This window comes from Synechococcus sp. R55.8 (assembly GCF_047461895.1).
In the GTDB taxonomy this organism is placed as follows: Bacteria; Cyanobacteriota; Cyanobacteriia; order Thermostichales; family Thermostichaceae; genus Thermostichus.
Map to the genome: position 1 here is coordinate 1 of NZ_JANSIB010000093.1, position 12,053 is coordinate 12,053.

Below are 12,053 nucleotides of genomic sequence, written 5' to 3' on the forward strand. Positions count from 1 at the left end.
TGATGACGCTTCCCGTCTTGCGCAGCACTCACAGCAGCGAGATCCCAGGGATCCCAACTGAGGTTTAGAGGGCTGGTCGCATCAGCAGGAACTGACACTCTGCCGCAGCAGGAGAAGGATTTGAGAACGGCATGGCAACCGGCTAGAGCAAGGCTTAGAGTAGCAGTAGCCCCAAGCCTTTTGCTCAAGGAGTCCGGCCATGGGATCCCAGGATCGCGCTCCGCCCTCAGGAACAGAGGAGCCGCAATCTGACCGTTCGCGCTCCTCGGACGACGTCCTTTTGCAGCTCACCGTTCGGGGATCCCGGCAGCAGGTGTTGCGAGGTTTGCGAGCTTGGCTGGAGCTGGGCTTACTGACCCCAGAGCACTTTCGCTTGCTGGTGGAGCAGTATCGGCTAGAGGGGGAGGAACCAAGGTCAGCGGCAGTTTCCCCCAGCGACGAGATCCCGGCTCGTCTTGGCTCGGCCTACGTGCTCTGGATTTTGGGTTTGTTTGGCATCTGTGGCCTGCACCGTTTTTATCTGGGCCGCTGGCGGACGGGTTTGCTCTGGCTGTTGACCTTTGGGCTGCTGGGGATCGGTCAGCTCCTGGATTTGATTTGGATCCCAGGGATGGTGCGAGAAAGAAATGCTCGCCTGGCCGGATCTGGGGTTGAGGAACCTGCGGTCGAGGGGGGAGAAGAGCCCCAAGCTGCCCCTCAATCCACTCGCGCTACTCGGACGGAGTCCTTGCCCCCCCCTACCCCGGCGCTGGCTGTTTTGCTGCGGAACTTGCTGTCAGAGCTGAGCGTGGCTTGGCTGTTGCTGCTGGGCCTGTTTTTGGTGGTGGTGTCCTCGGGGGTGCTGGCGGCCAGCCACTGGGAGCAATTTTCTCCAACTGCTCAGTATGGGGTGCTCTTGGCCTATACGGCGGCTTTTGGGGTAGGTGCTGGATGGATCCAACGGCAGGAAGGGCTGCGTCTAACCGGTCAAACCTTGGAGGCTATTGCCCTGCTGCTGGTGCCGGTGAACGTGTGGGCCCTGGATGGGCTGGGGATCCTTTGGGGGATCCGCATCCTGGCGCTGGGCTTGCTGCTGGGGATCCCGTTGACGGCTGAGGGTCGGGTGCGCTCGCTGGGTTCAGGTGCCGGCTTTCGCGACAGCGGTGTGGAGCCCAATGCCTTTTACGGAACCTTGGTGAACTTTTTGGCCCTCTCTGGCTTGCACGCTTTCTGGAGCTTGGGGCCGCAGGAGCTTCGCCCTGCTTTTGTCCTGGGGATCCTGTATCTGGGGATCCTCAGCACCGTGATTTACACCTGGAGCCGCCGGTCTCTAGAATTACGGGGCTCCAGGCTCTGGCTAATCGGGGCTGCCGGATCCCTGTTGATCCTGCGGGGGCTGCTGTCTGGGCATGTCCAAGTGTCGCAGTTGGGGTTGGCGGTGGCCCTGTTGGGTTGGCTGGCAGCGGAATGGCCCCAGGGATCCCCGGACGTCGTAGCAGAAGGCGCTCAGGAGGGGACGCTCTCCCGCTGGTGGGAGGGGAGCTGGGTGCTGTTGGTGGTGGGCTGGCTGCTGGCTGCCATTGGCTTGGCGGAGAGCCCTTTCAGCGGCTGGCAGTTGCTGGGGATTAGCCTGCTGGGGATCCATGTCTTAATCGGGCGCTTGCGCCGACACACCCAGTCGCCCCAGCGGGACGAAGTCCTTAGGGTGCATTTGACGTTGCTGTTCTTGCTGGGCCTGGAAACTTGCTGGGCTTTTTGGCAGGTGTGGCCAGCAAGCTGGCGGCAAGAGGTTGTAGCTACAGTAACCAACTGGTTTCAGCCCCTTGATTCCCCTTGGGGCTTGCTGGGGTTGGTGCTACTGCCCTACGAGGTGCTGTGGTTGGGGTTGGCGGCCCGCTGGCAGAGGAGCACTCCAGAAGCTGGCGAGACAGACTTTTCTGGGCTGGTGGAACCAACAGAGCGCTTGGTTTTGGGGCTAGGGGGATCCCTGCTGCTCTTGAGCCTTCCCTATCCGGCCATTCGCTTTTGGCACTTGCTTTTGAGCGCCGGGATCCTGGCCTGGTGGCTACAACAAAAGTCCAGATCAGGAGAAACTCCCAACTTTCTTTGGGTACTCCTGACCCACGCCTACGGAGTGGGGGCACTGCTAGCCGGGATCCGCTGGCTTTTGCCCGACTTGTTCGCGCCAGCGGTGCGGAGCACTAGCCTGTCCAGTTGGGGAGTGGTTCTGCTGCTGGTGGGCCTATTGCAATGGGCAGGGCGGGTAGCTCTGGGTGGGTCAGAGCGCTTTTTTTGGGGAGTGCCTGCGGAGCTGTGGCAGCGAAGTGCAGATGGCATAGGGTCGGTGCTGGTGGGATCCAGCTACTTGGCGTTTTTGCTGCAACGGCTCCCCGAGTTGTCTGCGACTGGTGAACAATCCTTTGGCTGGCTGTGGCTGCTGGTGCCTCTTGTTTTGACGGCAGCTCAGGTATTGGCCCTGCCCCCCCTGGAGTTCATGCCCCGCTGGCTGCAGAGCCCAGAGCAAGGGGGATTGGGATCCCTTTCCTGGCGGCAGGGGATCCCAGTGCGGGGATCCCTGCGTCTTTGGGCCGTGCTCTCGCTGGTGATGGCGCAGTTGCTCACCTTGGGCAGGCCGGGCCCGGATCTGCTCGGGCTAGGGCTGGGGTTGCTGCTGCTAGCTACCCAGGTGTGGCTATGGGCTTGTCCCTTGCCAAGTTCCCCTACTCCTGGAGCAGAGGGGGAAGCCCTGCTGGCGGTGGCCTTCGGCTCAGGGTTCGGCCTGGTGGGGATCAGCCGGCTCTTGCCGACACTTACGGAAGCGGAATGGCTGCTGGTCTTGGCAGCGCTGCTGTTGCTCTTGAGCGGCTGTCGCTACGGCATCCGGCACCTCTCTTCTCGCCTGCAAGCCGCTTACCGGCCAGCCCTGGATGGCTGGGGTATACCCTTGGGGTTGGTGCTCTTGCTCTCCCTAACGTTGCCCACCGCGGCGGCCCTCTTCACCCCTTCCTCGCCCCCTGCTTTCTCGGCAGCCATACCGCTGGCCTCTGGGGTTACCTGGCTGGCCATTGGTCTCCGACTTTGGGTAGAGGTTGCTCCGGTCTTCTCTGCTCCCATTGCCGAGACGGGATCCTCTCCGACCCTCCCCCCTAGCGCTAGCGGGACGGAGTCCTCTCCGACAGGGGATGCCCCTGAAATTGCCCAAGCCCTTTCATCTGGCCAGATCAAGGGTCAGATGGATGGGTTGTTGTACGGGCTGGGCTGGGCTTTGGAGCTACTGGCGGCAAGCGGCGTGTTGTGGGCTGTGCAGGGATCCCGTCCTGTTGCCCCTCTGCTTGCCGTCATCAATCTAAGCCTGGGGATCCTCTTTTGGATTGGGCCGGAAAAACTCTTGCTTGAGGGGGCCGCTCGCGCTGGCGGGACAAAGTCTTTGGGGGGGCAGCTCCTGCAACAGGTCAGGGCCCTGAGCTTCTGGCGGACGGGGCCTTTGATCTATGCAGGGTTGGGCTGGCTGGGATCCCATGCCCAGTGGAGTGAGGTAACGGGCTTGGGCAGCTTAGGTCTCTCCATCGTGTTGCTGGGCCTGGGGCGTCGACAGGCGGTCCAACGGGCGCAAGAGCAAGGCCGGGAAGACCTCCGTCCTGCCAACTGGAAAGGGCTCCTGGGCGCTTGGGGCGTGTCTGTGGCCGCCTACGAGAGCTGGGTTTACTTCCTCAGCCAGCGAACTGGGGGATCCCTGGCAAATGGGTTGGTGTTGATCGCTCTGTTAGGGCTGAGCTTGGCCTGGGGCTACGGCTTTTGTCCCCCTTGGCTGGCGGCGACCCTGCAGCTTAAAAGAGCTGGGTTGCGCTGGATGGCCTTGGCCAACTGGGCTCTGGCCAGCCTTGTCCTCTGGTCTGCCCTTTTCGATCCTCGCCTCAGCCGTTGGGGACAGCTCCTCTGGGTGCTGACGGGATCCGGCCTGGTGGCCTATGCCGCCGGACAGGCGAGAACCTCAACTCTAGAATCTCCAACAGAGCAAAATTGGGTGCCAACGGTCTGGGGTTACCTCAGTGCATGGCAAGGAGCTGGGGTTCTGCTGGGCGGTGTGTTCCTGGGGCTGCCGCAGCTATCCATAGCGCGATGGGCCGGATCCCTGCTCTGTGGGCTGGGGCTGGTTTACCATGGCTTGCCCTGGCGACGGTGGGGCTGGCCGGCGGCTCCTTGGCAGAATACAGCCTTGGTGCTGCCCCTGGCCGCTTTTCTGGTAACCGCGGGAGGAAATAACACCCTTAATCTGCTGCTGGGGGCAACCTACTATGCCCTGCTGGCTATCTGGAGATCCCAAGTGCGCCTGGGCTATGTCAGCCTGTTCTTGAGCAACTGGATCCTGTGGAGTTACGGCTGGCATCAGGATTGGGCTTCCCTGACGTTCTATGCCCTGCCCCTGGTGGGATCCCTGCTCTATGTGGCCCAGGTGGATCCGGGATTACAGGAAACCAACGGACGGCGGGGGCGGCATTGGCTGCGGCTGGTTTCCTTGGGCACATGGCTGCTGGTGGTGCTGGTGGAAACTCACGGGCAACGGTGGACGGGCTTTTGGCCGGTAGGGTTGGGTTTGGCCTTGGGTCTGCTGGGCTTGGCCTTGCGGGTAAGAGCCTATCTCTTCGTGGGCACGCTGGCCTTTGGGCTGGGGATCCTGCGGCAGGGATGGCTGTTGGTAACAACTGATGCGCTGCTGCTCTGGGCCACTGGGATCCTGCTGGGCCTGCTTCTGATTTGGACGGCAGCCAATCTTGAAGGGCGTCGAGAAGAGGTGGGATCCCGCCTCTCCGCTTGGCTAGGGCAACTGCAGAGCTGGGAATGAAAGAATCCTGAGTCCAGCCAATCTGAGCAGGATCAACTTGAGGAGGGCTGACCTGTTCGCGACAGCGGTGCGGAGCACTACTGAGGCCCTATCAGAGGAGGCGAACACGCCAGAAAATGGATCGACGAGGAATCGACACTCAACGCGAGTGATGAGAAAACAAGTCGGTAGGGCAGGGGGTATGTCAAACTGAGGCTGGCCTTGCTTTGGAGGATCGGGTCTATTGCTGGGCAACGCTGACCCAAAGGTATCTTCTCAGCCTGGGTGGAAAAAGCTCCTGCGGCAGATCTTGGCTCCTTGGCGGGAGTTCGATGGCATTTTGCTGGCCACAGTGCTGGCCTTGACGGGCATCGGTATTGTTGCTATCCGCAGTGCGGTCTGGGAGCGGCCCATCAGCCACTACTGGGTACAGCAGTTGATCATGGCCGGGATCAGCCTGGCGTTTTTGGGAGTGGTGGCCCGGATTCCATATGAGCGGCTGTTGCGCTGGCACTGGTTCACCTACTTCCTGACCTTGGCAGGTTTAATTGCAGTGCTCTTTTTCGGCACGGCGGGGGGAGGGGCGGAGCGCTGGCTCTCCATCGCTGGCTTTCAGGTGCAGCCTTCTGAGTTTGCCAAGCTGGGGGTAATCATCACCCTGGCTGCTCTCCTGCACCACTGGCCGATCAAGTACTTCAGCCAGATTTGGGTGGCCGTTGCCGTCATTGCTCCTCCCTGGATCTTGATTTTCCTGCAGCCCAACCTGGGCACTGCCCTGGTGTTTGTGGTGATTGTCCTGGTCATGCTCTACTGGGCCGGAGCCAAGGGCAGTTGGATCCTCTTGCTCCTGTCGCCGGGGGTGGGAGCCATTCTCTATGGCTTACACACTCGCCCAGAGCTGAGCTGGATGCTTTGGGTTTGGCTGCTCTGGTGTCTGGGAATGGCGGGGTTGGCTGCTTGGCGTCTCCCCTGGCAGTGGACGGGGGCCGTAACTTTTGGGGTAATCAACCTGCTCTCGGGGCAGTTGGGTCAGCTAGCTTGGCACCTTCTCAAGCCCTATCAGCGGCGGCGGCTGGAGATTTTTATCGATCCCATGCAAGAGCCCTGGGGAGCCGGCTATCACCTCATTCAATCCCGCATTGCCATCGGAGCCGGCGGCCTCTGGGGCCGCGGTATCCAGCAGGGCACCCAAACCCAGCTGGACTTCATCCCCGAACAGCACACGGATTTTATTTTCTCGGCCATTGGGGAAGAGATGGGTTTTATCGGCACCCTGACGGTGCTGATCCTGTTTTGGATCCTGTGTGCGCGGCTGATCTGGATTGCCCAAGGGGCCAAGGACAATTTTGGATCCCTGATTGCCATTGGGGTGCTGGCAATGATCCTGTTTCAGGCAGTAGTCAACATCGGCATGACCATCGGCCTGGCCCCCATTACCGGTTTGCCTTTGCCTTTTTTGAGCTATGGCCGCTCGGCTCTGCTGACCAATTTTCTGGCCATTGGCTTGGTGGAGTCGGTGGTGATGCACCGCCAGCGTACTAGTCTTTTCAAGTAGGCAGGCTCAATTTGCCTCCAGCGGGTTTGGCCTCAACAAGGGGAAGCTGCTGCCAGCGTTGGGCAACACTGGCCAAGGATCTTAAGATAGGAACACGGAGCCCCGGCTGGTCGAGCTGGCATGTTGCGTTTGGATCCTGCCCTCTACTTTGACCACAGCGCCACCACTCCGCCTCGGCCTGAGGTGATCGAGGCCATGCAGATGGCGATGCAGGAAAGCTGGGGCAACCCCTCCAGCTTGCACGGGTGGGGAGAACGGGCCGCCATGGCCATGGAGCGGGCGCGGCAGCAGGTGGCCGAGCTGCTTAACTGTGAGCCGGAGGCGCTGCTGTTTACCTCAGGCGGGACGGAGTCCAACAACCTGGCCCTGTTTGGGGTGGCCCAGCGCTACTCTACTCCCCAACATCTCATCATCTCCAGCGTCGAGCACGCCTCGGTGGAGAATGCTGCCCGCCAGTTGCAGTCCCAAGGCTGGCAGGTCACCCGTCTGCTGGTGAACGCCGCCGGCCAGGTGGATCCCCAGACTTTGATCCAGGCGCTGCAACCCAATACCGTTTTGGTCTCCATCGTCCACGGCCAAAATGAGGTGGGATCCCTGCAGCCCATTGCAGAGCTGGGTCAGATCTGTCGCCAGGCGGGGGTGCTCTTCCACACCGACGCTGTGCAGACGGTGGGGCGGATCCCGCTGGATCTGGCGCAACTGCCGGTGGATCTGCTCTCCCTTTCCGGGCATAAACTCTACGGGCCCCAGGGGGTGGGGGCGCTGTACGTGCGCCCAGGGGTGGAGCTGCGACCGCTGCTGCGGGGGGGTGGGCAAGAACGGCGGCTGCGGGCTGGCACCCAAGGGATCCCGGGCATTGTCGGCTTGGGAGTGGCGGCAGCTTTGGCGGCCCAAGAGCTATCTCAAGAAACGGCCCGCCTGCGACAATTGCAACGGCATTTGGCCCAGTTGCTAGCGGAGGTGCCCGGTTTGCGGCTGACCGGCCCTGTGGATTTGGAGCAGCGTCTGCCCCACCACCTCAGCTACTGCACCGCAGGGATCCCGGGGAATGTGCTGGTCAGGGCCCTAAGCCGCCAGGGGATCGCCATTAGCGCCGGCTCCGCCTGTAGCAGCGGCCAACTGATCCCCAGCCGCATCCTCTTGGCCATGGGCCACTCAGAAGCCGAGGCGCTGGGATCCATTCGCCTTAGCCTTGGCAAAGCCACCACCTACGCTGCGGTTGAGTATGTGGCCCGATGTCTACAAACGGAGCTTGCCTCCATCTCCAAATCCGTAGCCTTGGGGAATGCGGCAACTCAATCCCCGTTGTCGATCCCCGTCACGTAGCCGGATCGAAGGTCGGGCAGGCTGGGTTAAGGTGATAAAGAGTTACAGGGCTGGTCGCTATGGCTGAGATGAGTCCGTATCAGGTGTTGGGAATTAGCGAAGAAGCCTCTTTTGAAGAGATTCAATCGGCGCGGGCTCGGCTCCTGGCCAGCTTGGGCGCCGATGAACAGCAGCAAGAGCGGGTGGAGCAAGCCTACGATGCCATCCTGATGCAGCGCCTGCGCCTGCGCAAAGAGGGCAAAATCGCCGTTCCCGATCGCATTCGCTACGCCGAACAACGGGCTGCCCATCCTGAGCCGGAGCTGAGTTTGCCTCGCCCTGCTGCCCAAAATCCCCCCTGGGTCAGCCGCTGGCTGGATACCCCCTCTACCGCCGATGCCCTCTGGCCTGCGGCGCTGCTGGGTGGGCTGGGGGGTTGGGTTATCCTGGCTCCCGATGAGTACCCCTCGCTGCAACTGGCCTTGGGGCTGATGGCTTGTATCTATTTCCTGTACCGCAAAGAGCGCCGCTTCATTCGCGCTTTTCTCTTGGCCCTGGCGGGCCTGAGCCTGGGGCTGATGTTGGCCTACGGCATTGCCCTTCCTCTCACCGGTGGCGATGCTCCTGGTGCGCTGTTGGTGGGGATCACGTTTACGGTGATGTGGTTGGTGACCAGCTTTCTGCGCTAGCTGCCGGTTTGCGACAGATATTCAACCTGGAACCTCACCTGCCAAACCGCCGCTGCCGCGACTGATAGCTAAGCAAGGCTTGGTGAAAAGCGGCTCGGTCAAAATCCGGCCAGAGAATGGGGGTGAAATACTGCTCGGTGTAGGCCATCTGCCAGAGCAGGAAGTTGCTGATGCGCATCTCGCCACTGGTGCGGATCAGCAGGTCAGGATCGGAGAGGCCGGTGGTGTAGAGAAATTGGGAAAAGAGGGCCTCGTCAATCTGATCCGGCTGCAGCAGCCCCTGCTGCACCAAGGTGGCAATGGAGCGGCAGGCTTGTAGGATCTCCTGTCTTCCCCCGTAGTTGAGGGCCACCGTCAGGCAAATGCCCTTGTTGTGCTGGGTGCATTCCACCGCATGCACGATGGTTTCCTGCAGAGAGTGGGGCAGAGCCGACAACTGGCCGGCAAACTGGATGCGCACCCCCTGCTGCACCATTTCCCCCAATTCCTGCCACAACACCTGCTCGAACAAAGTCATGAGAAAATCCACCTCCTCGCGGGCCCGGCCCCAGTTCTCGGTGGAGAAGGCATAGGCGGTAAGGGCTGGGATCCCCCAGTCATCACAACAGCGCAGCAGCTCCTTCAGGGCCGCTACCCCTCGCTGATGCCCAACACTGCGGGGTAAGCCCCGTTTTTGCGCCCAACGCCCGTTGCCATCCATCACCACCGCCACATGGCGGGGCAACAACTGCGGATCTAGGTCGGCAGGCAACTGCAGAAGATGGGCAGGAGAAAGGGTCATGGAGATTCAGTCTTCGGGGAGGGTTTTCTCAGGTTTGCGAAAGAGTTTAGTCAGATCGGCAAGGGATCCCCACCAGCGCAGCGGCCCATTGCGAAACCAGGGGTGGGCCCACAATCCCTTTAGCGGAGCATCTCGTTTTTTGGCATCGCGGGGATTGCGCAACCGCTGTACCAGCAGTTCGTGTAACTTGGCACTGGTCAGAGGCCGCTCGATGCGCCCACCCTCCGCCAGGGAAATGGATCCCGTTTCTTCTGAGACCACAATACACAAGCAATTGGTCTGCTCTGTGATCCCCATCGCAGCGCGGTGCCGTGTGCCCAGCTGTCGAGAGGCGGCCCGCTCCGAAACCGGCAGGATGACCCCCGCTGCGCGAATGCGATTCCGATGGATGACCACAGCCCCATCATGCAACAAAGTTGAAGTCTGGAAAATGGTCTGCAAGATCTCCCGCGACACCCGCGCCTGGAGAGGTACTCCTTTGTCGGTAAACACCCGCGAGTCAATTGGCTGCTCCGGCTCGATCACAATCAGCGCTCCTGTGCGGTTTTGGGAAAGTTCTCGCACTGCTTGCACCAGTTCTTCCACCAAATCTTCCTCAGGATCCTCCTCGTCATCGCCTGCGTTGCTCGGCCACTCCATGCGGATGGCTCTTGCCAATTGCTCCAGCAGCCGCCGAAACTCCGGTTGAAAGAGCACGCCCATGGCTACAGCTGCGCCCAGTAGCAGGCGATCCAAGATCAGGTGAACCAAGGGGAGAGAGGCTGTGGCCAGGTACAGCACCAGCAGCACTATAAATCCCCTCACCAGCACCCCAGCACGACTTTCGCGGGTGTAGTAGAGAGCCAAAGCCAACAGAAAGACAGCCAGAGCCCAGTCCAAGAGGCTGAGAAAGTTAAACTGCTGTAGCCAAGCCCATAAGGCCGCCAGCATGGCGAAAAACCCCGTTCACGCTCCCCTCATTGCGGACCTTCTGCCTGGTGCCGTTCTGCACCTCAGAACCCCTGTTGGACTGCGGCCCCCAGACCAGCCTACCACTCACCTCCTGGCTGTCTTCCAGTCTTTCTCGCATGAGGTGCGTTGGCTGCGGTCGGCGCTGCCAGGAAAGGCTGTGCCTCTACTGACCAGATGGGTATGGGCAAACTTCCCCTTCAACGCAGCAACCGCTCTGGCAAGACATCTTGACGGATTAAGTCGGCATAAGTTTCTCGCCGCACAATCAACTGGGCCTCTCCCTCGTTGACCAGCACCGCGGCTGGCCGAGGGAAGCGATTGTAATTGGAAGCCATGCTGTAGTTGTAGGCCCCCGTCGCCAAAACCACCAACACTTCTCCTGCCATTGGGGCGGGCAGAAGCACATCCTTCAACAGCACATCCCCCGACTCGCAGTGCTTGCCGGCCACCGTTACCCGCTGCGTGGCCTCTGCCTCTGGTCGGTTGGCCAGAAGGGCGGTATAGCGGGCTTGATAGGTGATCGGGCGGGGGTTGTCGGACATACCACCGTCGATGGTGATGTAGGTGCGTCCTTGGGGCAGGTCATCGCTGGGAGGGATCCGCTTTTGCCCTCCCAGGGTGTAGGCGGTCACGGCAGCCGGCCCAATCACAGATCGTCCAGGCTCGCAGAGCACCTTGGGCAAAGGGATCCCGGACTGGGCAAAGGCTTGTTGCACCGCCGTCGCCACAGTTTCCACCCACTCCGGGATGGAGGGGGGATCATCGGATTCGACATAGCGGATCCCCAGGCCCCCACCCACATTCAGCTCTTGTAGGGGCAACCCTCTGCCCAGCCCTTGCCGCCAGATCTGGGCCAGCACCCCCGCCAGGTCGCGGTGGCCCTGTAGATCAAAAATCTGTGACCCAATGTGGGCATGGAGCCCAACGCACTGCAGTTGGGGATGGGCTGCCAAAAAGTCAAACACCTCCGGCAGTTGCCATTGGCCGATGCCGAATTTGCTGTCGGTTTGTCCGGTGCGGATGTACTCGTGGGTGTGGACGTCAATACCAGGGTTAACCCGCAGGAGCAGCCGCGCTGGCCGTGCGGGCGTGGTCAGGGCCGACACCTGCTGCAGTTCGTATAGGCTATCGACCACCAAAGTACAGCCCGTCTCCAGGGCCAAGTTCAGCTCGTCGAGAGACTTGGCGTTGCCGTGCAGATAGAGATCTTCACCTTTGGCCCCCGCCTGCAGGGCCGTGTACAGCTCCCCGCCAGAAGCCACATCCAACCCCAGCCCTTCTTGCAGCGCCAATGCACAGATGGCCAGGCAATTCCAGGCTTTCGTGGCGTACAAAACCCGGGATCCCCCGGCGTAGCAGCGGGCCCAGGTGTCACGGTAAAGCTGGCAGGCGCGGCGCAGCGTCCATTCGTCCAGGATGTAGAGAGGGGATCCAAACTGGCGCACCAGCTCCACCACGTCGCACCCCCCAATTTCCAAGTGCCCCCGGCTGTTGATACGGCTGGTCAAGGGGCGCAAAGACTGGTTGGGGGAAAGGGTCTGCTCTGGATGGGTGGGAGTGCCGAGGGTCGAAATCATGGTCAGGAGTCAGAAAACTGTCTTAAACGATATCAAGTTCCTTATTCAGTTTGTCTTGAAAAGTGCCCAGCCCTAACCCGATCCCTTTATACCCAGCTCTGGGGCTGCCTCGTTCCGCTTCGACTCTGACTCCTCGGTTTTGAGATGGCTGACAATTGGCACAGTGGGAGTGTGTCTGACTTACGCAACACCTTCTGCTATGATGAAAGACCGGTGTCAACGGGTCGATGCCCGAGGGGTTAAAGGGGGCGGACTGTAAATCCGCTGGCTTACGCCTACGTTGGTTCGAATCCAACTCGGCCCACCATCGGCTTTGCCCACGTGGCTCAGTGGTAGAGCACCCCCTTGGTAAGGGGGAGGTCACGAGTTCGATCCTCGTCGTGGGCTTGGCGCT

At 61.0% G+C, this 12,053-nt stretch carries 7 protein-coding genes and 2 tRNA genes; 6 read left to right on the forward strand and 3 right to left on the reverse strand.

Going from position 1 to position 12,053, the window contains the following annotated elements:
* The first annotated feature begins 199 nt into the window (after window positions 1-199).
* The 4 genes from NW829_RS09755 (at window position 200) to NW829_RS09770 (ending at window position 8,350) form a co-directional block, all read left to right on the forward strand.
* Entirely contained in the window at window positions 200-4,822 is a 4,623-nt protein-coding gene (locus tag NW829_RS09755; RefSeq protein WP_414416974.1) for an NINE protein, read from the forward strand.
* 223 nt (window positions 4,823-5,045) lie between these two features.
* Complete coding sequence (gene rodA / locus NW829_RS09760) at window positions 5,046-6,356, forward strand: rod shape-determining protein RodA (protein WP_414416975.1); 1,311 nt, start codon at window positions 5,046-5,048, stop codon at window positions 6,354-6,356.
* Between the two features lie 120 nt (window positions 6,357-6,476).
* On the forward strand, window positions 6,477-7,682 hold the full coding sequence (locus tag NW829_RS09765; protein ID WP_414331900.1) for a cysteine desulfurase family protein: 1,206 nt from the start codon (window positions 6,477-6,479) through the stop codon (window positions 7,680-7,682).
* A gap of 59 nt (window positions 7,683-7,741) precedes the next feature.
* Window positions 7,742-8,350 carry a CPP1-like family protein gene (locus NW829_RS09770; protein WP_041436527.1) on the forward strand — a complete coding sequence of 203 codons (609 nt, stop codon included), beginning with the start codon at window positions 7,742-7,744 and terminating at the stop codon, window positions 8,348-8,350.
* Window positions 8,351-8,384: 34 nt separating this feature from the next.
* Here the strand turns inward: NW829_RS09770 and NW829_RS09775 are convergent, their stop codons facing one another.
* From NW829_RS09775 to lysA, 3 genes are all read right to left on the reverse strand, one after another.
* Window positions 8,385-9,131, reverse strand: coding sequence for an isoprenyl transferase (locus tag NW829_RS09775; protein WP_414343303.1), 747 nt, complete (start codon window positions 9,129-9,131; stop codon window positions 8,385-8,387).
* Window positions 9,132-9,137: 6 nt separating this feature from the next.
* Complete coding sequence (gene cdaA, locus NW829_RS09780; protein WP_414328940.1) at window positions 9,138-10,061, reverse strand: diadenylate cyclase CdaA; 924 nt, start codon at window positions 10,059-10,061, stop codon at window positions 9,138-9,140.
* Window positions 10,062-10,279: 218 nt separating this feature from the next.
* On the reverse strand, window positions 10,280-11,659 hold the full coding sequence (lysA, locus tag NW829_RS09785; RefSeq protein WP_414412578.1) for a diaminopimelate decarboxylase: 1,380 nt from the start codon (window positions 11,657-11,659) through the stop codon (window positions 10,280-10,282).
* Window positions 11,660-11,880: 221 nt separating this feature from the next.
* On the opposite strand from lysA, the gene NW829_RS09790 reads away from it, so the two are divergent.
* Together NW829_RS09790 and NW829_RS09795 are read left to right on the forward strand one after the other, a co-directional pair.
* Window positions 11,881-11,966 (forward strand) — tRNA-Tyr (locus tag NW829_RS09790).
* Window positions 11,967-11,974: 8 nt separating this feature from the next.
* A tRNA-Thr gene (locus NW829_RS09795) sits at window positions 11,975-12,046 on the forward strand.
* Window positions 12,047-12,053: the final 7 nt, after the last annotated feature.

Excerpts from the sequence above, each read along its gene's own strand:
- NW829_RS09755 (WP_414416974.1), top strand. The coding sequence starts at position 200 with ATGGGATCCCAGGATCGCGCTCCGCCCTCAGGAACAGAGGAGCCGCAA.
- lysA (WP_414412578.1), bottom strand. The coding sequence starts at position 11,659 with ATGATTTCGACCCTCGGCACTCCCACCCATCCAGAGCAGACCCTTTCC.
- NW829_RS09765 (WP_414331900.1), top strand. The coding sequence starts at position 6,477 with ATGTTGCGTTTGGATCCTGCCCTCTACTTTGACCACAGCGCCACCACT.
- cdaA (WP_414328940.1), bottom strand. The coding sequence starts at position 10,061 with ATGCTGGCGGCCTTATGGGCTTGGCTACAGCAGTTTAACTTTCTCAGC.
- NW829_RS09770 (WP_041436527.1), top strand. The coding sequence starts at position 7,742 with ATGGCTGAGATGAGTCCGTATCAGGTGTTGGGAATTAGCGAAGAAGCC.
- NW829_RS09775 (WP_414343303.1), bottom strand. The coding sequence starts at position 9,131 with ATGACCCTTTCTCCTGCCCATCTTCTGCAGTTGCCTGCCGACCTAGAT.